The following is a 22,442-nucleotide window of genomic DNA, read 5'->3' on the forward strand; positions in this document are numbered from 1 at the left end:
CGAGCGGGGCGCCGGTCATCGCGGCAGGAGGAAGCGGGGCATGTTCAGCGCGGAGCCGCGGCTGCCACCCGGTGGTGAGCGCGTCCCGGCTGATCCGACGGCCACCGCGCCGATCGCCGCCTCCTCGCCTGTCCGCATCCCGGCCGCGCGCCGGGCGAGGGAAGCCCCGGCATGAGCCGCCTGCGCCTGCTCGCCGACGACCTGACGGGCGCGCTGGACGCGACGGCGCCCTTCGCAGCCTCGGCCGGGCATGCGCTTCCCGTGGCGCTGGAGACGCCGCCGGATGCCGGCGCGCTGGACGCCGACACGCGCGATGGCCCGGCCAATGCCGCGAGGAGCCGCGCTTCCGCGCTCGCGCCCTGGCTGGCGGGCGGGCGGCCTGCCTTCCGCAAGCTCGACAGCCTGCTGCGCGGCCATGTCGCGGCGGAGCTGGCGGCCAGTGCGGCGGGCGGCTTCTCCAGCTTGGTGATCGCGCCGGCCTTTCCGGGCCAGGGGCGGCGCATGCGCGAGGGGCGGCTGCTGCTGGCCGATGGCACGGCCGGCCCGGATCTCGGCGCGCTGCTTCCGGCAGCAGGGCTGCGGCCGCGACGCCTCGCCGCGGGCGAGGTGCCCGGCGGGGCCGGCGCCTGGCTCTGCGACGTGGAGACGGAGGCGGATCTCGCGGCGCTGGCCCGTGCCGATCTGCCGCAGCCGGTGCTCTGGGCGGGATCGGGCGGGCTGGCGCGCGCGCTGGCGGGGCCGGGCCGCGCCGCGCATCCGCCGGCGGGGCCGCTGCTGCTGCTCTGCGGCAGCCGGCATGCGCGCGCGGCGGCGATGCTGCCGGGGCTCGGGCAGGCGGTGCTTCGGCCGGCTTCCGTCGCGCAGGCCGGCGAGGCGGCGCGGCGCGCCGCCGCGGCGCTCGGCGACGGCCAGGGCGCGGCGCTGTCACTTCAGGCGGCGGGCGACGCGCCGGGCGCGATATGGCGTGGCCTCGCCGAGACCTTCGCGGGCCTGCCGCCGCCGCCACTGCTCGGCGTGGTGGGCGGGCGGTCGCTGCGCGACCTGTGTCTTGCGCTCGGCGTCATGGCGCTCGATGTCGCGGGCGAGGTACGGACCGGGCTGCCGCTGTCCCGGCTGCGTGGCGGGCCGTGGGACGGCACGCCGCTGATTTCCTCCTCCGGCGCCTTCGACGACCGGGGGCTGTTCCGTGACCTGCTGCAAGGGAAGCGCGTCGTCGCATGACTGAATCGCCTGTCATCGCCGTCACCATGGGCGATCCCGCCGGCATCGGGCCGGAGGTCGTGCTGAAGGCCATCGCCGACCTGGCGCCGCGCGTCGCGGCCGGCGCCCTGCGGCCCGTCGCGGTCGGCACGGTCGAGGAATTCGCGCGGACCAACGCAGCGCTCGGGCTCGGCTCGGAACTCGTGCCCTTCGGCACGGGCGGCGTGTGGCCGCGCGTGGAGGTGGTGGCGGCGACGCGGCCGGAGGCGCCGACGACCTTCGGCGTGGCGGCGGCCGAGGGCGGGCGCCAGGCGCATGCGGCCATCGTCGCGGCGGTCGGCATGGCGATGCGCGGCGAGGCGGCGGCCATCGCCACGGCGCCGATCAGCAAGGAGGCGCTGAACGGCGCCGGCATCGCGCATCCCGGCCACACGGAGCTGCTGGCCGCGCTGACCAGGGCGCGCGACAGCCGGATGATGCTGGCGCATGGCGACCTGCGCGTGGTGCATGTGACGACGCATGTGGCGCTGGCGCGCGTGCCCGCGCTGCTGACGCCGGAACGCCTGCGCCGCACGCTGGACCTGACGCTGGATGCGCTGCGCCGCCTCGGCATCGCGCGGCCGCGCATCGCCGTCGCCGCGCTGAACCCGCATGCCGGCGAGGGCGGGTTGTTCGGCGAGGAGGACGACCGCGTGAACGTGCCCGTCATCGCCGAGTACCGGGCGCGCGGGGAGGACGTGACCGGCCCGCATCCCGGCGACACGGTCTTCGTCAAGGCGGCGGCGGGCCAGTTCGACGCGGTGATCGCCATGTACCACGACCAGGGCCACATCCCGGTGAAGCTGCTGGGCTTCAAGGTGGATCGCGAGAGCGGGCGCTGGACCGGGCTCAACGGCGTCAACGTCACGCTCGGCCTGCCGATCATCCGCACCAGCGTGGACCACGGCACCGCCTTCGACATCGCCGGGCGCGGCATCGCCGCGGCGTCGAGCATGGTGGAGGCGATCGAGTATGCGGCGATGCTCGCCGCCGGTGGCGCTGCGTGACCGGCATCGCGGGCGGCCCGATGCGCGGCGCGGGTTGCGCGTGACGGCCGGCGCCTTGCCGCGAAGGGCGGCGACGGTGCAAGACTGACGGTGGAGGACGGCGTCCTCCCCCAGGAGACGAGCATGCCCGGCACCACCGTTCGCGCCGTCGCGCCCCATGTGCTGATGGCGGAACTGTCGGAACCCTTCGCCTATTCGCAGGCCTGGTACCGCAGGCGCGGCGCGATGCTGGTGGAGATCACGACCGAGGACGGCATCACCGGCTGGGGCGAGGCCTTCGGGCCGCCGGAACTGACCGCGCCCATCGTCGCGTGGCTGGCCCCGCTGGTGATCGGGCAGGACGCCATGGCGCGGGAGGCGATCTGGCAGGCGCTGTACAACCGGCTGCGCGACCACGGGCAGCGCGGGCTGGTGGTGGAGGCGATCAGCGCCATCGACATCGCGCTGTGGGACATCGCGGGGCAGGCGCTGGGGCTGCCGGTGCACCGGCTGCTCGGCGGGCCGCTGCGGATGGAGATCGAGGCCTATGCGACGGGCTTCTACCGCCGCGAGCGCGACGACCACCTGCATTACCTGGTGGAGGAAGCCGGGCAGCGCCGCTCGGAAGGCTTCCGGTCGCTGAAGCTGAAGACCGGCTGGGGGCTGAAGCAGGACATCGCGCTGACGAAGGATTTCCGCAACGCCATCGGGCGGGACTGCGGGCTGCTGGTGGATTGCAACCACGCCTATGACGCGCCAGCGGCGATCGCCTATGGCAATGCGGTGGCCGATTGCGACATCGGCTGGTTCGAGGAGCCGGTGCCGCCGGAGGACATCGCGGGCTACCTGGAGGTGAAGGCGCGCCAGCCGCTGCCGGTGGCGGGCGGCGAGGCGAGCTTCGCGCGCTGGGGTTTTGCGGAGATGATCACGCGCCGTTCCGTGGACATCCTGCAGCCGGATGTCGCTGCCTGCGGCGGCATCTCGGAACTGAAGAAGATCGCGGACATGGCGAGCGCCTTCGGAGTGCGCGTGAACCCGCATGTCTGGGGCACGGGCGTGACGCTCGCGGCCTCGTTGCATCTGCTCGCGGTGATCCCGGACAACCCGCCGGGCCTGTTCCCGCGCCCGCCGCTTCTGGAACTCGACCGCTCGCCGCATCCGGTGCGCGACGCGGTCACCAGCATGCCGCCGGTCTCGGCCGAAGGGCGCGTGCGCGTGCCGGAGGCGCCGGGGCTTGGCGTTACGGTGGATCGCGCGGCGCTGAAGCGGTTCGCGGCGTGACGCCGAAACAGCGCGCCGATGTCGCGCTCGTCGAGCGCGGGCTGGTCGAATCCCGCGCGCGGGCGCAGGCGCTGATCCTGGCGGGGCTGGTGTTCAGCGGGGAGCAGCGCGTGGCCAAGGCGGGCGATGCGATCAAGCCCGACCAGCCGCTGGAGGTGCGCGGGCAGGACCATCCCTGGGTGTCGCGCGGCGGCGTGAAGCTGGCGCATGCGCTGGCGCATTTTGGGCTCTCGCCGAAGGGCCTCGTCTGCCTCGATGTCGGCGCCTCGACCGGCGGCTTCACCGACGTGCTGCTGCACCACGGCGCGGCGAAGGTCTATGCGGTGGATGTCGGCCACGGGCAGCTGGCCTGGACGCTGCGCAACGACCCGCGCGTGGTGGTGAAGGAGCGCGTGAACGCGCGCTACCTGGATGCGACGCAGGTCCCGGAGCCGGTGCAGGCCATCGTCTGCGACGCCAGCTTCATCGGGCAGCGCACCGTGCTGCCGGCGCCGCTCGCGCTGGCGGCGCCCGGCGCCTGGGCGGTGGCGCTGATCAAGCCGCAATTCGAGGTGGGGCCTGCCGTCGCCAAGGGTGGCGTGGTGCGCGAGCCCGCGGTGCATGGGCGCGTCTGCAACGAGATCCGCGCCTGGTGGTCGGCGTTGCCGGGCTGGCAGGTCATCGGCATCGAGGCCAGCCCGATCCTCGGCCCCGAGGGGAACCGGGAATTCCTGATCGCCGCGCGGCGGGGCTGAGCCGTCCGCGCGACTGTCAGGTCTTCCGACAGGTTGTCGGGCTTACGCCGCCGGGGCGCGCCGGCGCAGGCCGAAGAGGCCCAGCAGCCCGGCGCCGAACAGGGCCAGGGAGGCGGGCTCGGGGACGCCAACAGCGACCTCGCCGTTCGTGCCACCCAGATTCAGGCCGCCGCCGGTGATCGGATCGACGAGCAGCGTGAAGCTCCTGCTCTCACCTAACAGATAGTTGGAGACCCACAAATTCTCAATGTCATAGATAGGAACTTCGACAATCTCAACGACCGTGTAAGTTTCTTCCTCCCAAAAACCACCGCACAACCCATAAAGATCACACTCCTCTTGTGTATATTCGTAATAGACAAGTTCCGTAACCTCAGTCTCAACCCGACGAAAATCTGAGCCTATGTAGGCTTCTTGGAAATAGTCTAAAAATACAGTCCCAGACCATTTCCAATTTACATTGAAAAGGCCAGGAGTGTTAAAGATCAAAGGTGCGGCGAGCAGATAGGTCGTTTTGTAATGGTCGCCGATCCAGCTAACCTCGTCCGCAACGACAGTCTGTCCATTCGAACTGACCTCGATGCGTGGATTCATGGTGGGAGTGGTGTAGGGATCGACTGTGGTAAGAGTGAGCTTGAACTCGATCGACACCGGATTGCCAGGGGTCACCGGCGCGAACCAACCGACCCGGATATCGAGGGAGAAGTCCTGGGCTTCGGGCGGCGGTCTCCAATATTCATCAACGACGATGTGATCCGCCCGCGCCGGCACCGCCGCGCAGAGCGCAGCGGCGACTGCGACTGCGGGTAGAGTGGAAAACAAGCTGCGCATCGGGCCTCCCGCTGCTTCCGTTGACCTGTCTGGCGGTCGAGCAGGGCTGCACCGCTTGTGCGACCTATTACGCAACTATTACGCCTACAATGTCAAACATGCGCAGGGGCCGAGAGAGGGGGCTGGACCGGCCGATCAGCGCCAGGGAGGCGGGATCGGGCACGCTCCCGATCTTGCCGCCGAACCTGATGCCGGAGCAGCTTCATCGAGAGCAGGGCATTGTTCCGCATCCGCCCATGGATCCGGCCGGTTCCCACGGCGTGCCCCGCGGCCGACCGTCGCGGGCTGCAACCCACTTGCCTCCCGCCGCCGGGCGCGCGAAGCGGATACCGACAGACCGGAATCTCGACTCCATGGACCTGATGCTCCGCGGCCGCGTCGCCGCCATCACCGGCCCCGCCAAGGGCATGGGCGCCGCCATCACCCGCGCCTTCGCGGCCGAAGGCTGCAAGCTGGTGCTGGTCGGCCGCGACACCGCGGCGATCGGGCCGGTGGCGGAGGAGGTGGCGAAGGTCACCGATGTGATCGTGGTCGGCACCGACATCACCTCCGACGCCGCCTGCTTCGCGGCCGCCGAGCAGGCGAAGGCGCGCTTCGGCACGGTGGACATCCTGGTGAATGTCGCGGGCGGATCGGGGCCGATCGGCAAGACCGGGCTGACCACGACGCAGGCCGAGTACGACGAGATCATCGAGCTCAACATGCGCGGCTGTTTCAACACGATCCGCGCCTTCGCGCCGATGATGGTGGCGCAGCGTTGGGGCAAGATCGTGAATGTCGGCGGCACCTTCGGCATGCGCGGCCGCGCCGGGCGGCTGGCCTACAGCGCGTCGAAGTGGGGGCTGCGCGGGATCACCAAGAGCTTCGCGCTGGAACTCGGTCCGCACAACATCAACGTCAACAATGTCGCGCCCGGCATGGTGGACGGCCCGCGCTTCCGCGAGAAGGTCTGCCGCGAGATGGCGCAGCGCCTGGGGATCACCGAGGAGGAGGCGGCGCGCCGCCACGCGGCCGACTACGCACTCGGACGCGTGACGAACGACGTGGACGTGGCGAATGCCTGCCTGTTCATGGCCAGCGACGTGTCGCGGCAGATCACCGGCGTGGACCTGCCGGTGGATGGCGGCTGGGCCGCGCTGTGAGCGGGCCGGGCGGGGCGCACCCCGCCCGCCCCGAAAATCACTTCTCCTTCGCCGCGATGATGCCGCCGGCGAGGCTCGCGGGGATGCGGTTGCGCCAGGCGCCGCCATCCACCTGCGTCACGAAGTCGAGCACCGCGCGGTTGAAGGCGTCCGGGTCCTCGAGGTTCATGGTGTGGCCGCATTTCGGCATCACCAGCAGCGCCGAGCTCATGATGGTGCGCTTGAGATAGATGCTGGCCTCCAGCGTCGGGTCGTCCTCGTCGCCGGCGATGATCAGCGTCGGCACCGTCATCTTCGAGAACCCGTCCTTGAGGTCGAACAGGTTGGGGCGGCGGCGCTGCACGCCGTTCATCGTCAGCGCGGAGCCTTCCGTGCTGTGCTCGCAGAGCTGCTGCACGAATTCGGCATAGCCGCGCGGATCCTTCTCCTCGAAGACCAGGCGCGTCGGGCCGCGGCCGTAGGTCTTGCCGAACACGGCCATCGTCTCCGACCGGATGCGGGCGATGGCGGCGTCCGTCTCGGCGTGGAACTGCGCCATCTTGCCGGGGGCGGCGCCATAGCCGACGCCGGCGGCAACCAGGCTGCGGCAGAGATCTGGGTGGCGCAGGCCCATATGCAGCGTCGCGAAGCCGCCCATGGAGAGGCCGACCACATGAGCCTTGCCGAGGTTCAGCCCCTTGATCACCGCGGCGATGTCGTCGGTGGCACGGTCCTGGCTGTACTTCTCGGGGTCGGAGGGCACGTCGGAGGGCGGATAGCCGCGGGCGGCGAAGGCGATGCAGCGGTAGCGGCGGGCGAAGAAGCGCAGCTGCATCTCCCAGCTGCGATGGTCGCCGGCATATTCGTGCACGAACACCATGGGCGTGCCGGTGCCGGCTTCCTCATAGTGCAGGTTGACCCCATCGTCGGTGCGGACCGTCGGCATGCTCTCCCCCGTCCTGTGGCGGGCGGCACCATGGCGGGCGCGCGGCGGGGCGGCAAGAAGGGCCGCGTCGGTGCCCGACGGTCCTTGACGTTCCGTGGGGGCGGGCGCATCTAGCAATCTGGACCGGGTTGGTCCGCTTTGACAGGGCGGGAGGGTCCGCGTGCTGCGGGTCTCTAAGCTGACGGATTACGCGGTGGTGGTGCTGAGCCGGCTGGAGGCGGAGGGCGGGGTGCAGACCGCGCCGGGTCTTTCGGCCGGGACGGGCGTTGCCGAGCCGACCGTCGCGAAGGTGCTGAAGATGCTGTCGCAAGCCGGGCTTGTCGAGGGCCAGCGCGGACCGCGCGGCGGCTACCGGCTGCTGCGGCCGCTCGCCGAGGTCCCGCTTTCGGACGTTATCGTCGCCATAGACGGCCCGATCGCGTTGACCGCCTGCGTGGATGGCGGCTTCGGCCTGTGCGAGGCGGAGCATGTCTGCCCCGTGCGCGGCCGCTGGGACCCGGTGAACGCCGCGATCCGCGATGCGCTCTCCGGCATCACCGTCGCCGAGATCGCAACCCCGAAGCCGATATTCGCGCCGCCCGCCATCGCGGCCGCCGAGTAGGGAACGGAAGAACAATGCCAGCCGTCACCGAGACGCTCGAGACCGTCCAGTCCGTCACCGACTCCGGCTACAAATGGGGGTTCGAGACGGACATCGAGATGGAGTTCGCCCCGAAGGGGCTGAACGAGGACATCGTCCGCTTCATCAGCGCGAAGAAGAACGAGCCGGCCTGGCTGCTGGAATGGCGGCTGAAGGCCTTCGCGATGTGGCAGAAGATGGAGGAGCCGACCTGGGCGGCGGTGAAGTATCCGCCGATCGACTACCAGGACGCCTACTACTACGCCGCGCCCGTGCAGAAGGTGAAGCCGAAGTCGCTGGACGAGGTGGATCCCGAGCTGCTGCGCACCTATGCGAAGCTCGGCATCCCGCTGAAGGAGCAGGCGATCCTTGCGGGCGTGGAGGGCGCGGGCGACAGCCCGTCCGACTCCGGCCGCATGCCGGTGGCGGTGGACGCGGTGTTCGACAGCGTCTCCGTCGCGACCTCCTACAAGGAGCGGCTGGCGAAGGAGGGCATCATCTTCTGCTCGATCAGCGAGGCGGTGCAGGAGTACCCCGAGCTGGTGAAGCAGTATCTCGGCTCCGTTGTGCCGCAGGGCGACAACTTCTATGCGGCGCTGAACAGTGCCGTCTTCACGGATGGCAGCTTCGTCTACATCCCGAAGGGCGTGCGCTGCCCGATGGAGCTGTCCACCTATTTCCGCATCAATGCGAAGAGCACCGGCCAGTTCGAGCGCACGCTGATCATCGCCGACGAGCGCAGCCACGTCTCCTATCTGGAAGGCTGCACGGCGCCGATGCGCGACGAGAACCAGTTGCATGCGGCGGTGGTGGAGCTGGTCGCGCTGGACGACGCGACGATCAAGTACTCCACCGTGCAGAACTGGTATCCGGGCGACAGCGAAGGCCGCGGCGGCATCTACAACTTCGTCACGAAGCGCGGCGCCTGCCGCGGCGCGCGCAGCAAGATCAGCTGGACGCAGGTGGAGACGGGCAGCGCCATCACCTGGAAATATCCCTCCTGCATCCTGCAGGGCGACGACAGCGTGGGCGAGTTCTACTCGGTCGCCATCACCAACAACCACCAGCAGGCCGATACGGGAACCAAGATGTTCCATATCGGGAAGAACACGCGCAGCACCATCGTCTCCAAGGGCATCAGCGCGGGAAAGGGGCAGAACACCTATCGGGGCCTGGTAAAGATCAGCCCGAAGGCGCATGGCGCGCGCAACTTCACGCAGTGCGACAGCCTGCTCATCGGCGACAAGTGCGGCGCGCACACCGTGCCCTATATCGAGAACCGCTGCATGACGGCGAAGGTGGAGCATGAGGCGACCACCAGCCGCATCGCCGAGGACCAGCTCTTCTACTGCCGCCAGCGCGGCCTCAACGAGGAGGAGGCCGTGGGCATGATCGTCAACGGCTTCGCGCGGGAAGTGCTGAAGGAACTGCCGATGGAATTCGCGGTGGAAGCGCAGAAGCTGCTGGCCATCAGCCTCGAAGGCTCGGTCGGCTAAGGACACGTGGGAACCATGCTCAAGATCGAGAACCTGCACGCCACCGTCGAGGGCAAGCAGATCCTGAACGGGCTGACGCTCGAGATCCCCTCGGGCGAGGTGCACGCCATCATGGGCCCGAACGGCTCGGGCAAGTCTACGCTGAGCTACGTGCTGGCGGGGCGCGAGGGCTATGAGGTGACGGAAGGCTCCGTGACCTTCAACGGCGTGGACCTGCTGGCGATGGAGCCGGAGGAGCGCGCTGTCGCGGGCATGTTCCTGGCCTTCCAGGCGCCGGTGGAGCTGCCGGGCGTCGGCAACGCCAACTTCCTGCGCACCGCGCTCAACGCCATCCGCCGCGCGCGCGGCGAGGCCGAGATCGACGCGATGCAGTTCCTGAAGCTGGCGCGCGCCCGCATGAAGGTGCTGAACATGCCGGAGGAGATGCTGAAGCGGCCGGTGAATGTCGGCTTCTCCGGCGGCGAGAAGAAGCGTAACGAGATGCTGCAGCTCGCCCTGCTCGCGCCGAAATTCGCGGTGCTGGACGAGACCGATTCCGGCCTCGACATCGACGCTCTGAAGCTGGTGGCGGATACGGTGAACAGCCTGCGCGGTTCGGATTTCTCCGCGCTGGTGATCACGCACTACCAGCGGCTGCTGAACCACATCGTGCCGGACCGCGTGCATGTCCTCTCGGCGGGACGGATCATCAAGAGCGGCGGGCCGGAACTCGCGGAGGAGCTGGAGGCCGCGGGCTACGCGGGCGTCCAGGCGGCGGCATGACGGCGGTGGCGACGACCGGCGCGGCGGCCTTCCTCGGCCGCTACGAGGGGCTTCGAACGCGCCTGCCGGGTGCGCGCGTGGCCTGGGTGGAAGCGCTGCGCGACAAGGCGGCGGATGCGTTCCGCGCGAAGGGCTTCCCGACGCGCCGGATGGAGGCATGGAAATACACCGACCTCGCCGCCGTCACCGGTGCCGCCTTCGGCGAGCCGCTGACCAGCGTGGACGACGCCCCTGCCCTGCCGCCGACCGCGCATCCGCGCGCGGTCTTCGTGGATGGCCGCTTCCGGCCCGATCTCTCGACGCTGGACGGCGTGGCCTTGCAGGTGGAGAGCCTGGGCGCGGCGCTGCCGCGGCTGGAAGGGCGCATCGGCGCGCTGGCGCGACCGGAGAACGAGCCGCTGGCCGCGCTGAACACCATGCTGTTCGAGGACGGGCTGGTGGTGGAGGTCGCCGCCGGCGTCGCGGCCGGCACGCTGGAGATCCTCTCCCTCGCAGCCGAGAGCGAGCGCGCGCCCGCCTTCCATCCGCGCCACCTGGTGCGGCTCGGCGTCGGTGCGTCGCTGACGATCATCGAGACCGCGACCGGCCCCGTCGCCGCGCGCTACCTGCACAACCCGGTCTTCGAGATCGAGGTGGCGGAGGGCGCGCGGCTCGCGCATGGGCGGCTGCAGCAGGAAGGGCATGAGGGCATATTCCTCTCGACCGTCTATGCGCGCGTGGCCGCGGGCGGCACCTATGACAACTTCACGCTGAACGCCGGCGCGAAGCTGGCGCGCAACGAGATCCATGTGGCGCTGACCGGCCCGAAGGCGGAAGCGCACATGAACGGCGTGCAGATGGCCGGCGACGGGCAGCATGTGGACACCACCACCTCGCTCGATCACGCCGCACCGGATTGCAGCAGCCGCCAGACCTACAAGACGGTGCTGGCCGGCCGTTCGCGCGGCGTGTTCCAGGGCAAGATCCACGTCCACCAGGTCGCGCAGAAGACGGACGGCTACCAGATGAACCAGGCGCTGCTACTGAGCCCGGATGCGGAGATCGACAGCAAGCCCCAGCTCGAGATCTACGCCGACGACGTGAAGTGCAGCCACGGCGCGACGGTGGGCGAGCTGGATGCCGACCACCTGTTCTTCCTGCGCAGCCGCGGCATTCCGGAGGCGCAGGCCAAGGCGATGCTGGTGGAAGCCTTCCTGACCGAAGCCGTGGAAGCCGTGGCGGACGAGCCGATCCGCACTGCGCTGGAACAGGGCGTCGCCGGCTGGTGGCAGCGCCAGGGCGTGGCTGCGTGATGGACGGGCATATCCCCGCGCTCGACCTGCGGCGGATCCGGGACGACTTCCCGATCCTGTCGGAGCGGGTGCGCGGCAAGCCCTTCACCTTCCTCGACAGTGGCGCTTCGGCGCAGAAGCCCCGCGCGGTGATCGGCGCGATGGTGCGCATGATGGAGACGGCGTACGCCAACGTCCATCGCGGCGCCTACCACATGAGCGAAGTGGCGACGGAGGCGTACGAGGCCGCGCGTGGCGCGGTGGCGCGCTTCCTCAACGCCGGCGACGTGCGGGAGATCGTCTTCACCAAGTCCAGCACCGAAGCGATCAACCTCGTCGCGCACAGCTACGGCCGCGGCGTGCTGAAGCCCGGCCAGGCGGTGGTGATAAGCGAGATGGAGCACCACGCCAACATCGTGCCGTGGCAGATGGCGCGCGACGCGCACGGCATCGAGCTGCGCGTCTGCCGCATCACCGATGCGGGCGAGTTGGACATGGACGACCTCGCGGCCAAGCTGGCGGATGGCAGGGTCGGGCTGGTCGCGGTGACGCACATGTCGAACGTGCTCGGCACCGTGACGCCGGCCGAGCGCATCGCGCGCATGGCGCATGAGGCCGGCGCGAAGGTGCTGTTCGACGGCAGCCAGGCCGCGGTGCACCGGCGCGTGGACGTGCAGGCGCTGGACGCGGATTTCTACGTCTTCACCGGGCACAAGCTGTACGGTCCGACGGGCATCGGCGTGCTCTACGCGAAGGCCGCGCTGCTGGAAGCGATGCCGCCCTTCCTCGGCGGCGGCGACATGATCTCGGAAGTCACGTTCGAGAAGTCGATATGGGCGCCGATACCCGCAAAATTCGAGGCCGGCACGCCGCCGATCGTGGAGGCCATCGGCCTGCACGCCGCGATAGACTATGTGCAGTCCATCGGCATGGCGGCGATCGAGGCGCATGAGCGCGCGCTGGTGGATCGCGCGATGGCGACGCTGCCGCATATCGAGGGGCTGACGCTGCTCGGCCGCGCGCAGGATCGTGGCGGCGTCTTCGCCTTCGCGCTCGACACCGCGCATGCGCATGACATCGCCACGCTGCTCGATCGCGCCGGCATCGCGGTTCGCTCCGGTCGCCATTGCGCGGAGCCGCTGCATGAACGCTTCGGTGTGGAGAGCACCTGCCGCGCCTCCTTCGGGCTCTACACGACGCCGGAGGAGGTGGACCTGCTGGCGGAGGCGCTGCGGCAGGCGCGGGAGTTCTTCCGATGACCGACCTTTTTGGCGACCTGCGCGACCTCTACCAGGAAGTCATCCTCGATCACGGCCGCAAGCCGCGGAATTTTCGGCGGCTGGACGACGCGACGCTGACGGCGCGCGGCGACAACCCGATGTGCGGCGACCGGATGGAGCTGTTCCTGAAGACCGCGCCGGACGGCCACATCGAAGATGCCGCCTTCCAGGGGCGCGGCTGCGCCATCTCCATGGCGTCGGCCTCGCTGATGACGGAGACGGTGAAGGGCAAGACGCCGGCCCAGGCGAAGCAGATGGGCGAGGCCTTCCGCGAACTGGCGATGACGGGCACCTGCCCGCATTGCGGCGGCGACATCGCCGACGACATGGAGCGGCTGACGCCGCTCTCCGGCGTGCACGAATTCCCGAGCCGCGTGAAATGCGCGACGCTCGCCTGGCACACGCTGAATGCCGCCCTCGACGGGGCGAAGGAGGCAAGCAGTGAGTGAGACGCCCACCGCGCCGCCCGAACCGGTGCACGGCGCCTGGACACCGGAAGGCGCGACGGAGCCGCCGGCGCCGCGCGTCTCCGAGGATGGCGTGATCGCCGTGATCAAGACGGTGTTCGACCCCGAAATCCCGGTGGACATCTACGAGCTCGGCCTGATCTACGCGATCGAGATCGAGGACAGCGGGCATGTGAAGGTCGAAATGACACTCACCACGCCCTCCTGCCCCTCGGCGCAGGAACTGCCGAGCCAGGTGGAGGAAGCGGTGCGCGCCGTGCCCGGCGTGACGGACGTCACCGTCGAGGTCGTCTGGGACCCGCCCTGGGACCAGAGCCGGATGAGCGAGGACGCGCGCCTCGCGCTGAACATGTACTGATGAGGGAGCGGAGACGATGAGCACGACCGCCGACCCGCCTGTCCGCCCGAAGCGCGCGCTGCCGCCGCTGATGCAACTGTCCGACGCGGCGGCCGAAAGGCTGCGCGGCCTCTATGAGAAGGGCGAGCAGGGCAGGCTGCTGCGCATCGGCGTGAAGACGAAGGGCTGCTCCGGCCTGTCCTACGACCTGACCTGGGTGGACGCCGCGGGACCGGGCGACGAGACCGTGACGGACAAGGGCGTGACGGTGCTGGTGGACCGCAAGGCCTCTCTGTTCCTGATCGGCACGGTGATGGACTACGAGGTGAAGCAGATGTCGGCCGGCTTCACCTTCACCAACCCGAACGAGAAGGGCCGCTGCGGCTGCGGCGAGAGCTTCCACGTCTGACGCGGGGCGCACGAAGCTTCCTTCGTGCGCCAGATCCTCCGGCGCGGTGACGCTCAGCGCGTCAGCCGGCCCAGCCGAAGGAACTGCGTCTCGCCCGAGGTGCCCTGCACCCCGTCATTGTCGGTCACGGCGAAGGCATCGCCGGCCGCGTCCACCGTGAAGCCCTCCAGCTTCTCCAGCACGATGCCGCCGGTCGCCGCGAGATCCGGCACGACGTCGCGCAGCAGGCGCTTCGCGACCACGGGCACCTGCGCCGCGCCCGGCGCCGCGGGCGTCAGCCCGGCAACCGAGACCTCGTAGAGGCGCTTGATCGCGGCCCCGCCCCACTGGTTGTTACGCTCGATCACGATGAAACGGTCGGGGGCGACCGCGGTGATTTCCGAAAGTCCCATCCAGCCCGCCGGCGTCGTGCCGAGCGGGTAGTGCAGCACGCCCCATTCGCCGGTGGCCACGCGGTAGCGCAGCAGCTTGGCATGGCCGCGCGGATCGTCGCGCCATTCGCGCTGCACGGCGATCCACACCGTCTCCTCGGCGCCTTCGCCGGTCACGGTCACGCCCTCCAAGCCGAAGCGGGTCGCGGGCACCGCAAGCGCTTCGGGCAGCGCGATCTCCTGCTCGATCGCACCGGAGGCGGAGACGCGCAGCAGCAGGTTCTGTGTCCTGTTCTGCTCGCGCTCCGGATTGCCCTCCGACGCGAGCCAGAAGCCGCCGCCTGCGCGCGTCGCAACGCCCTCGATGTCGAGGTTGCGGGCAGGCTGGCCGTCACGCGTGACCGTGGAGGAGGCGGTGATGCGGGCCGGCGTCTGCGTCGCGTCCACGGTCAGGATCTGCGCCTCGGCGTAGTAGCTGTCCGTCACGGCGAAGAGCCGGCCCGGCGCGCTGCGGTCGGCGGCCAGGCCGGACAGCGCGCCCCAGGGGATCGGCGCGCCATCGGGGCCGTGCATGGACTCGATCGTCGGGTAGCGCGCGGGGCCGTCGCCGAGCCGGTACAGGCTGAGCGCGGAGCGCAGCCCGGTCTCCGGACTGTCCGCCTCGGCGGCCGCGACGAACAGGCCGCGCGCGGGAACCGCGAGCAGGCCTTCCGGCCCGGCGCCGGCGGGCAGCACCTGCAGGAAGCTCGGCGCGCGGCCCGGCCCCTCGTCGCGCCAGACGGAGACGACGGAGGCGCGCTCGGAGCCGACGAAGATCAGCCGCTGGCCGTTGAAGGTGCCGACCTCGATGCCTTCGGGCTCGTTGCCGCGGGCACCGCTGCGCGCTTCCGGATAGTGGCCGATGCGGATCGCGAGATGCTCGAGCAGGTTGCCGGAATCCCACTCCACCGCGCCGTCGCGGCGGAAGATGGTGAAGCCGCGGCTGCCGGTGACCATGTCGCCCTCGTTCGCGGTGACGAAGCGGTCATCATCCAGCCAGCGCACGGCATCCGGCTCGCGCACGAGGTTCTCGAGCGTCTGGGTCGGGCGGATCACGCCGTCGCGCCTGCCGTCCACCTGCGCCAGCGTGACGCGGCCGGCGGGGAAATGCGCGGTCACCCGGCCGGAGGCGAGGTCCACGATCGCGATGTGGTTGTTCTCCTGCAGCGTCACCACGGCTTCGCCACGGCCGTTGATGTCCACGAATTCCGGTTCGGGGTCGGTCGGTGCGACCTCCGCGAGGCCGGTCAGATCCACGCGGCGCAGCGCGTTGCAGTCCAGGCCCTGCGGCGTGGTCGGGATGATGGTGAGGTTGCCCGGCGGCAGCTGCGGGATGGCGCCACGGTTCAGCTGCTCGTTGCGCTCGTTCTCGATCACCACGGCGAGGAAGCGGCCGTCGCGGCTCATTGCCGTCGAATCCGGCTGGCCGCCGAGCGCGCAGCTTTGCGTGACGCGGCGCGCGGCGATGTCCACGACGGCGACGATGCCGGAGGGATTGGCCTTGTCGGGCGAGGTGTCCGCGACGGCGAAGGCCTGGCCGCCGCGCACCGTGACGGAGGTCGGGTCGCCTTCCAGCGGCACGAAGCCGGCGGGACGGGGCGCGGCGGGATCGGTGATGTCCACGAAGCCGATTCCGCGCTGGTCACCATCCACATAGACCAGCGTGTTTCCGTCCGGCGTGGCGGCGACGATCTCCGCGATGGAGCGGCGGGCGCGGTCGCGATCCGCGGGCAGCATGCGCTGCGCCTCGATCGTGGCGATGCGGTGGAAGACCTGCGGCGCCTGCGCCGAGGCAGGCAGCGCGAAGACGCTCGCGAGAAAGGCGATGCGCAAGCTCGATCGCATGGAGGAACCCCGGTGATGCGGGGCGGAGCTAGACGCCGCAGCGGTCGCGCCGCAACGGGCGCGGAACGCTGTCAGAAAAGCTTCACCGGGACGCCTCGGTTTCGTAACGCGACTGGAGCGGCGCCATCGCGCTACATCGTGGCGCCAAGGGTCCAGGGTGCGAATTCGGAGCTGCCGAAATCGTAGCCCTCGCTCTTCGTCCGTTCGCCGCTGGCAACCCGCAGCATGAGCTGGAAGATGCGCTCGCCGCATTGCGCGACACTCTCCTCGCCCGTGAGGATGGTGCCGCAATTCACGTCCATGTCGTCCACCATGCGCTCATACATCGCGGTGTTGGTGGCGAGCTTGATGGAGGGCGTGGGCTTCATGCCGAAGACGCTGCCGCGGCCCGTCGTGAAGCAGAGCAGGTTGGCGCCGCCCGCCACCTGGCCCGTGGCGCCGACCGGGTCGTAGCCGGGCGTGTCCATGAAGGTGAAGCCCTTGGCGGTGACCGGCTCGGCGTAGTCGTAGACGGCGGTGAGGTTCGTGGTGCCGCCCTTGGCCATGGCGCCGAGCGACTTCTCCAGGATCGTGGTGAGACCGCCCGCCTTGTTGCCCGGCGAGGGGTTGGCGTTCATCTCGGCGCCCTCGCGCGCCGTGTATTCCTCCCACCAGCGCATCTTCGCCACCAGCTTCTCGCCGACCTCGCGGCTCACCGCGCGGCGGGTGAGGAGATGTTCGGCGCCGTAGGTCTCGGGCGTCTCCGACAGGATCACCGTGCCGCCGTGGCGCACCACCAGGTCGGAGGCCGCGCCGAGTGCGGGGTTCGCGGTGATGCCCGAATAGCCGTCCGACCCGCCGCATTGCAGCGCGACGATCAGTTCGGAAGCAGGCACGGGCTCGCGCTGCACGCGGTTGGCCTCGGCCAGCACCTCCTTCACGAAGGCGATGCCGGCTTCGACCGTCTTGCGCGTGCCGCCCATCTCCTGGATGTCCATGTTGCGCAGCCGGCCGGCGAGCTTCTGCTCCTCCAGCATCGGGCCGAGCTGATTCACCTCGCAGCCGAGGCCGATGGCGATGACGTGCGAAAAATTCACGTGCCGGGCGAAGCCCGCGAGGGTGCGGCGGAGCAGGCGCAGCGGCTCGCCCATCGTCATGCCGCAGCCGGTCTTGTGGGTGAGTGCGACGACGCCGTCCACGTTCGGGAATTCGGCGAGCGGGTCCTGGCCGGTGAAGGGGTTGCGCTTGAAGGCGTCGGCGATCAGGTCCGCGACATGCGCGCTGCAGTTCACGCTTGTCACGATGCCGATGTAGTTGCGCGTGGCGACGCGGCCGTCGGCGCGGCGGATCCCCATGAAGGTCGCAGCCGGCGTGATCATCGGCGTCGGCCTGGCATCCACGCCCCAGGCATAGTCCTTGGCGAAGTCGCCCATGGCGCAGTTGTGCGTGTGCACCCAGTCGCCGGGCGCGATCGCATCGGTGGCGAAGCCGATGATCTGGCCGTAGCGGCGGATCGCCTCGCCCTTCACATGGGCGCGGGTCGCGATCTTGTGGCCGGGTGGGATGCGGCGATTCGTGGTCACGCCCTCCGCCACGGTCGTGGCTTCGGGGATGGCGATGCGGGCGATGACCACGCCGTCCTCGGGCGAGAGGCGGATCACGGGTGGCAGCGTGCGGGCGTCCATGGCGGCGTTCCTTCCTTCCCGCACAATCTAGGACGGGGGCTCAGGCCGCCGGAAGGGCCGCCGCCGCATCGGAAGGCAGACGCAGCACGGCGGCGCCGGCCACCCCGGCGGCAAGCTCCGCGACATGGGCGTGGTGGGTGAAGAGGATCACCTGTACGCGCTGCCCCAGCCCGGCCAGCAGGCGCAGGGCCGCCAGCGCGCGGGTCTCGTCGAAGCTGGCCAGCAGGTCATCGGCGATGAAGGGCAGCGGCTCCGCCGCCTCCGCCTGGATCTCCAACGCCGCCACGCGCAGCGCCAGGTAGAGCTGGTCGCGCGCCCCCTCGCTGAGCTGGTGCATCGGGCAGGCGGTGCCGTCCGCGTGCAGCGCCCGCAGCACCGGCGGGTCCGCGTCCTCGTCGGTGTCCAGCCGCGCGTAGCGGCCGCCGGTGAGCAGCGCGAAGTGGCGCGTGGCGGCCTGCAGCATCGGGCCCTGCTGGCCCTGGCGCAGCCGCTCGATCGCCGCCTTCAGCAGCGTGCGCGCGACGTGCAGCCTGGCGTAGCGCTCGGCGGCGGCCTGAGCGTCGGCCAGCGCCTGGCGGGCATCCTGCGCGATGGCCGCCGCGTCGCGCCCTGCCTCGAGCGTCGCGATCGCCGCCTCCACGCGCTGGCGCTCGCCGCCGAGGCGCGTGCGCTCCTCGTTCAGCTCCTGTTGCCGCGCCTCGATCTCGGCCAGCCGTGCCGCGGCGCGGTCCGGGTCGAAGCCATCCAGCTCGGTGCGCAGCTCGGCCTCGGCGATGCCGTCGCCCTGCTCGCGCAGCTTGGCGTCCTCGGCGGCGATGCAAGCCTGCAGGTCGGCGCGGCGCGTCGCGCGCTCCACTGCGGCGCTCAGCGCGGACAGATCCGCGGTGCCGGCAAGGGCGTGCATCCGCGCGAGCTCGGCCTCGGCCGCGCGATGCGCCTCCCGCGCCGCCTCGGCCTCGGCGCGGCGGGTCTCGGCCTGGCGTCCCAGCGCCTCGGCCTGGATCTCCAGCGCGCGCGCCGCCTCCAGCCGGCGGGCGAGGCGCGCCGCCGTCGCGGCCGGCGGCTCCCCGCGCGCGGCCTCGCCAAGCCGCTCCGCAACCCCAGCGACGGCCTGCGCGAGAGCGGCCAGGGCGCCTTCCATCTGCCCGATCCGTGCCTCGGCGTCGCGCCAGGCCGCGGCGGCTTCGGCGATGCCGCCCCAGGCCGAGAGGGCCGTCTCCACCTCCTCCGGCTCGGCCGTGTCGGGCAGGCCGAGCAGCCGGACGGCGGGGCGCCAGGCCTCGGCGCCGGCATCGTGCTCGGCGGCCGCGGCCTCGTGCCGCGTCCGCGCGGCTTCCGCCTCCTCCTCCGCCTTTGTCGCGCCCTCGCGGAGGCGGCGATACGCCGCCTCGGCCTCCTCAAGGGCGGTGCAGGCGGTCTCCGCCGCGGCGAGCAGCGCGGCGAGGGCGGGGGGATGCGGCGGGGGCAGGTGCGCCTGCAGGAGCGCGCAGGCCGCGTCGCGGCGCGCGTGCAGCTCGTCGCGGTGCTGGCGCAGCGCGGCCGCGCGCGCCTGCAGCTCCAGCACCTTGTCGCGCTCCGCGCGCCACTCGCGCATGGCCTGCGGCGACAGCACCGTGACGCCGGCGTGCGCCCAGAGCGCGCGCCAGTCGTGCTCGGCCGCGGCCAGCGCGGCGGCGGCGGCCGCCTGCGCCCGTATCGCCTCGGCCTGCGCTGCACGCAGCTGGGCAAGGCGCTCGGACTTCACGGAGAAGGCGTTCACGCGCTGCGCATCGTCGGCGCGCGCATCGGCCAGCCGGTCCGCCTCGTCCCGCAGCGCCTCGAAGGTGTGGGGCGCGGCCTCGGCGGGCTCGCCCGAAAGGCGGCGGCGGATGTCCCGCCAGGCGGCGTCGCGCCGCTCGCGTGCCGCGGCGACCGTCTCGCGCGTCGCCACGACGCCCGCGCCGGCGAGGCGGGCGAGGTCGACCTCCAGCGTGGCGATCTCCGCCGCGATGTCGTCCAGCGTCCGGCGCGCGGCTTCCGCGGCGCTGCCCGCAGCGTCCAGCCGACGGGCCGCCTCCTCGCAGATTGCCGGCAGCGGCAGGCGGCAGGAGGCGAGCGCCGCGGCGTCGCCGGACCAGTTGTCCAGCGCGGCGAGCGCCGCCGCCGCGCGCTGCGCCGCCTCCGCCAGGTCGCGTTCGGCCCTGGCCAAGTCCTGGTCCAACCGCCCTTCCGCGCGCGCCGCCTCGATCGCGCGGCGCAGCGGGGCGGCGGGCGCGGGCAGCTCCGCAGCGGCCAGCGAGGCGACGGCGCGCGCGTGCCGGCGCTCCGCGAGGTGCAGCGCCTCCACCGCTGCCTGCAGCCTGGTCTGCAGCGCGGTGCGGCCGCGGATCAGCCGCTGCGCCGCAAGGCGCTCACGCTCCTGCGGCAGCCTCTCGCGCACGGCCTCCGGCGTCGCATCCAGGCCCAGCCGCGCGGCGGCGGCCGCGATCCGCTCGCGCTGCGCCCCGGCCTGGCGGCGCAGCTCGGGCAGGTCCTGTTCCGCGCCCTGCGCCGTCATGCGCAGGGGGGCGAGCGCATCCACCGCATCCTGCAGCGCCAGGATCGCCGGATCGCGCGGCAGGGCCGCGCATTCGCCGGCCAGGCGCTCCAACGCCGCCTCCTCCCGCGCCACGTCCTGCGCGGCCTTGTCGAGATCCGCAGTGATCCGCGCCAGCATCGCCCCGGCCTGCGGCGGCAGGGCGGGCGCATCGCCCGTCTCCGCCAGCTCCGCCCGCAGCCGCGCGAGTTCGAGCAGCGGGCGCCGCACCGCGCGGGCGCGGCGCAGGCGCAGCTCCTCCCGCTTCAGGGCATCGGCCTCGGCGGCGATCCGCGCCTGGTCGCGAGCGGTGCGCTCCAGCGCCTCCTGCGCATCGGCCCATTCCTTGGGCTTCACCGCGGCATGGTCGAGGTTGCGCTGCGCGGCCTGCCAGGCCTCGGCGGCGGCGGGGAGCCTGCGAACGCGGTGCTTCGTGCCGTGCAGCTCGTCCGCGGCCTTCTCCAGCCGCTCGAGCGCGCGGCGCAGATGCGGCAGGCCCATGCCGGCGAGCAGCCCCTCGCCCGCCGCGCCGCCGCCTTCGATCAGCGAGGCGGCGCCTGCGCGGAGCGTCGCGGCGTTCAGGCCGAAGGCCGTCTCGAACAGGTCGCGCCCGGCGCCGCCCAGGAAGCGCTGCAGCGCCGCCTCGGGCAGCGGCGCCTCGGCGGCGTCGAGCAGCGTGTTCTGCCGCCCCTTGCGGCGGATGAAGGCGGCGCGCGTGCCGTCCCGCGCGGCAAGCTCGAAGCCGATGCGCAGCTGCGCGCTGTCGTGCAGGAAGGCGAAATCGGTCCTGTGGGGGAAGCCGAACAACGCGTCGCCGATCGCGCAGAGCGCGGTGGACTTGCCCGCCTCGTTGCCGCCGAGCACCACATGCAGCCCCGCCGAAGGCGCGAAGCGCAGGCGCACATCCGTCAGGTGGCCGTAGCGCAGCAGGTCGAGGGCGAGCAGCCTCATCGCCCGCCCTCGGCCGCCAGCGCGGTGAGCACCGCATCCCAGGCCTCGTCGCCAAGGCGCGCGAGGCCGAGCGCATCGGCCGGGATGTCGGCTTCCGCCCGCGCGGGCTGAGGCACGCGCTGGCGCAGCGCCTCCAGCTCCGCGCGCAACGGATCGGCGACGGCGCGGTCCGCCAAGGCGTCGAGGAAGGCGCGGCGCAGCGGCTCCAGCGCATCGGCGGCAAGCCGCGCCGGCGCGCGGGTGCGCAGCTGCAGCTTCTCGATCCAGAGCCGGCCGCCGGCCTCGATGGCGGCGCCGGCGGCATGCGCGGCGAATTCCTCCGCCCGGTCGGGCAGGCCGGCATGCAGCTCCGTCTCTCCGGTGAGGGTGAGGCGCGCGAGCAGGGGCCGCTCCTCCGCGGCGGCGAGGGCGGCGCGCACCGCCTCCGCGATGCGGTCGAGGAGCTCGGAGTCCTCGGCCTCCGTCGCATCCACCTCCAGCGCGGCCCAGCGCAGCACATCAAGGCTTCGGTGCTCCACCGCGACGATGCGGCCTTCCTCCGCCGTGACCAGGGTGCAGCCCTTGGCGCCCGTCTCCTTCGCGTGGCGGCCCTGCAGGTTGCCGGGGAAGACGATCCAGGGGCGCTCGTGCAGCACGCGACGCATATGGACATGGCCGAGCGCCCAGTAGTCGTAGCCCTTGTCGCGCAGGCGGTCCGGCGTGCAGGGGGCGTAGGTGGCATGCTCCCCCGGATCGTCGGCCGAGGTGTGCAGCACGCCGATGTTCAGCAACCCGGCCACAGGATCGGGATAGGTGACGGAGAGGTCCTCCGGCACCGCGCGGTCGGGGAAGGACTGGCCGTGCAGCGCGACGCCGAGATCGCGCAGCACGAAGCTTTCCGGGCGGCGGGCGGAGAACTCGCGCACATTCGCCGGCAGCTTCAGACGTCGCGTGATCTGCGAATGCGCGTCATGGTTGCCGCGCAGCAGGAAGCACGGCCGGCCGAGGCGCTGCATCTCCGCCGCGAAGAACAGGCCGGTGGAGAAATCCTTCCAGTCGCCGTCATAGAGATCGCCCGCGATGACGAGGAAGGCGACATCCTCCTCGATCGCCAGGTCCACCAGATTGGCGAAGGCGAGCCGCGTGCAGCGGCCGAGCTCCTCGGGCGGCCGGTCGGTGCGCGCCTGCAGGCCGGAAAGCGGACTGTCCAGGTGGATGTCGGCGGCGTGCAGGAACTTCATGGGAACAGGATGCGGGGGC

Annotated in this window: 19 protein-coding genes; 13 read left to right on the forward strand and 6 right to left on the reverse strand. The window is 71.4% G+C overall.

Annotated features, from left to right (window positions below; all coding sequences use genetic code 11):
* Positions 1–171: 171 nt before the first annotated feature.
* The 4 genes from DFH01_RS26690 (at position 172) to DFH01_RS26705 (ending at position 4,240) form a co-directional block, all read left to right on the forward strand.
* On the forward strand, positions 172–1,221 hold the full coding sequence (locus tag DFH01_RS26690) for a four-carbon acid sugar kinase family protein (protein ID WP_109873585.1): 1,050 nt from the start codon (positions 172–174) through the stop codon (positions 1,219–1,221).
* Positions 1,218–2,246: a 4-hydroxythreonine-4-phosphate dehydrogenase PdxA gene (gene pdxA / locus DFH01_RS26695; RefSeq protein ID WP_109873586.1), complete on the forward strand. Its 1,029-nt coding sequence runs from the start codon at positions 1,218–1,220 to the stop codon at positions 2,244–2,246. The genes DFH01_RS26690 and pdxA overlap by 4 nt, the downstream gene beginning before the upstream one ends.
* A 123-nt stretch (positions 2,247–2,369) precedes the next feature.
* Positions 2,370–3,506, forward strand: coding sequence for a mandelate racemase/muconate lactonizing enzyme family protein (locus DFH01_RS26700; protein WP_109873587.1), 1,137 nt, complete (start codon positions 2,370–2,372; stop codon positions 3,504–3,506).
* The gene (locus DFH01_RS26705; RefSeq protein ID WP_109873588.1) at positions 3,503–4,240 is read left to right on the forward strand and encodes a TlyA family RNA methyltransferase; all 738 of its coding nucleotides are present in this window, start codon (positions 3,503–3,505) and stop codon (positions 4,238–4,240) included. The genes DFH01_RS26700 and DFH01_RS26705 overlap by 4 nt, the downstream gene beginning before the upstream one ends.
* A gap of 42 nt (positions 4,241–4,282) precedes the next feature.
* On the opposite strand, the gene DFH01_RS26710 is transcribed toward DFH01_RS26705, so the two are convergent.
* Entirely contained in the window at positions 4,283–5,071 is a 789-nt protein-coding gene (locus tag DFH01_RS26710) for a PEP-CTERM sorting domain-containing protein (RefSeq protein ID WP_233256308.1), read from the reverse strand.
* A 353-nt stretch (positions 5,072–5,424) separates the two neighbouring features.
* Here DFH01_RS26710 and DFH01_RS26715 point away from each other — a divergent pair, with 353 nt between their 5' ends.
* A complete protein-coding gene (locus DFH01_RS26715; RefSeq protein WP_109873589.1) occupies positions 5,425–6,213 on the forward strand; it encodes an SDR family NAD(P)-dependent oxidoreductase in 789 nt (262 codons plus the stop codon).
* 37 nt (positions 6,214–6,250) lie between these two features.
* On the opposite strand, the gene DFH01_RS26720 is transcribed toward DFH01_RS26715, so the two are convergent.
* Positions 6,251–7,138 carry an alpha/beta fold hydrolase gene (locus tag DFH01_RS26720; RefSeq protein WP_109873590.1) on the reverse strand — a complete coding sequence of 296 codons (888 nt, stop codon included), beginning with the start codon at positions 7,136–7,138 and terminating at the stop codon, positions 6,251–6,253.
* 160 nt (positions 7,139–7,298) lie between these two features.
* Here DFH01_RS26720 and DFH01_RS26725 point away from each other — a divergent pair, with 160 nt between their 5' ends.
* From DFH01_RS26725 to DFH01_RS26760, 8 genes are read left to right on the forward strand one after another with little or no spacing between them, the layout of a single operon-like run.
* Positions 7,299–7,739 carry an SUF system Fe-S cluster assembly regulator gene (locus DFH01_RS26725; protein WP_109873591.1) on the forward strand — a complete coding sequence of 147 codons (441 nt, stop codon included), beginning with the start codon at positions 7,299–7,301 and terminating at the stop codon, positions 7,737–7,739.
* 14 nt (positions 7,740–7,753) lie between these two features.
* Complete coding sequence (gene sufB, locus DFH01_RS26730; RefSeq protein ID WP_109873592.1) at positions 7,754–9,253, forward strand: Fe-S cluster assembly protein SufB; 1,500 nt, start codon at positions 7,754–7,756, stop codon at positions 9,251–9,253.
* Between the two features lie 15 nt (positions 9,254–9,268).
* Positions 9,269–10,015, forward strand: a complete 747-nt coding sequence (gene sufC / locus DFH01_RS26735) for a Fe-S cluster assembly ATPase SufC (protein ID WP_109873593.1) — start codon at positions 9,269–9,271, stop codon at positions 10,013–10,015.
* A complete protein-coding gene (gene sufD / locus DFH01_RS26740) occupies positions 10,012–11,307 on the forward strand; it encodes a Fe-S cluster assembly protein SufD (RefSeq protein ID WP_109873594.1) in 1,296 nt (431 codons plus the stop codon). Before sufC ends, sufD begins: the two co-directional genes overlap by 4 nt.
* Complete coding sequence (locus DFH01_RS26745; RefSeq protein WP_109873595.1) at positions 11,307–12,545, forward strand: aminotransferase class V-fold PLP-dependent enzyme; 1,239 nt, start codon at positions 11,307–11,309, stop codon at positions 12,543–12,545. The genes sufD and DFH01_RS26745 overlap by 1 nt, the downstream gene beginning before the upstream one ends.
* The gene (gene sufU / locus DFH01_RS26750; protein WP_109873596.1) at positions 12,542–13,015 is read left to right on the forward strand and encodes a Fe-S cluster assembly sulfur transfer protein SufU; all 474 of its coding nucleotides are present in this window, start codon (positions 12,542–12,544) and stop codon (positions 13,013–13,015) included. Before DFH01_RS26745 ends, sufU begins: the two co-directional genes overlap by 4 nt.
* Positions 12,975–13,391, forward strand: a complete 417-nt coding sequence (locus DFH01_RS26755) for an SUF system Fe-S cluster assembly protein (RefSeq protein WP_109873631.1) — start codon at positions 12,975–12,977, stop codon at positions 13,389–13,391. Before sufU ends, DFH01_RS26755 begins: the two co-directional genes overlap by 41 nt.
* 16 nt (positions 13,392–13,407) lie before the next feature.
* Positions 13,408–13,779, forward strand: a complete 372-nt coding sequence (locus tag DFH01_RS26760) for a HesB/IscA family protein (RefSeq protein ID WP_109873597.1) — start codon at positions 13,408–13,410, stop codon at positions 13,777–13,779.
* A 53-nt stretch (positions 13,780–13,832) separates the two neighbouring features.
* Here the strand turns inward: DFH01_RS26760 and DFH01_RS26765 are convergent, their stop codons facing one another.
* From DFH01_RS26765 to DFH01_RS28570, 4 genes are all read right to left on the reverse strand, one after another.
* A complete protein-coding gene (locus DFH01_RS26765) occupies positions 13,833–16,034 on the reverse strand; it encodes an esterase-like activity of phytase family protein (protein WP_109873598.1) in 2,202 nt (733 codons plus the stop codon).
* A gap of 131 nt (positions 16,035–16,165) precedes the next feature.
* The gene (locus DFH01_RS26770; protein WP_109873599.1) at positions 16,166–17,698 is read right to left on the reverse strand and encodes a UxaA family hydrolase; all 1,533 of its coding nucleotides are present in this window, start codon (positions 17,696–17,698) and stop codon (positions 16,166–16,168) included.
* 40 nt (positions 17,699–17,738) lie between these two features.
* Complete coding sequence (locus tag DFH01_RS26775; protein ID WP_109873600.1) at positions 17,739–21,203, reverse strand: AAA family ATPase; 3,465 nt, start codon at positions 21,201–21,203, stop codon at positions 17,739–17,741.
* Positions 21,200–22,423, reverse strand: a complete 1,224-nt coding sequence (locus DFH01_RS28570; protein WP_199231430.1) for a metallophosphoesterase family protein — start codon at positions 22,421–22,423, stop codon at positions 21,200–21,202. Before DFH01_RS28570 ends, DFH01_RS26775 begins: the two co-directional genes overlap by 4 nt.
* Positions 22,424–22,442 lie beyond the last annotated feature (19 nt).

The sequence above is a fragment of the Falsiroseomonas bella genome, from assembly GCF_003173615.1.
Lineage (GTDB): Bacteria > Pseudomonadota > Alphaproteobacteria > Acetobacterales > Acetobacteraceae > Falsiroseomonas > Falsiroseomonas bella.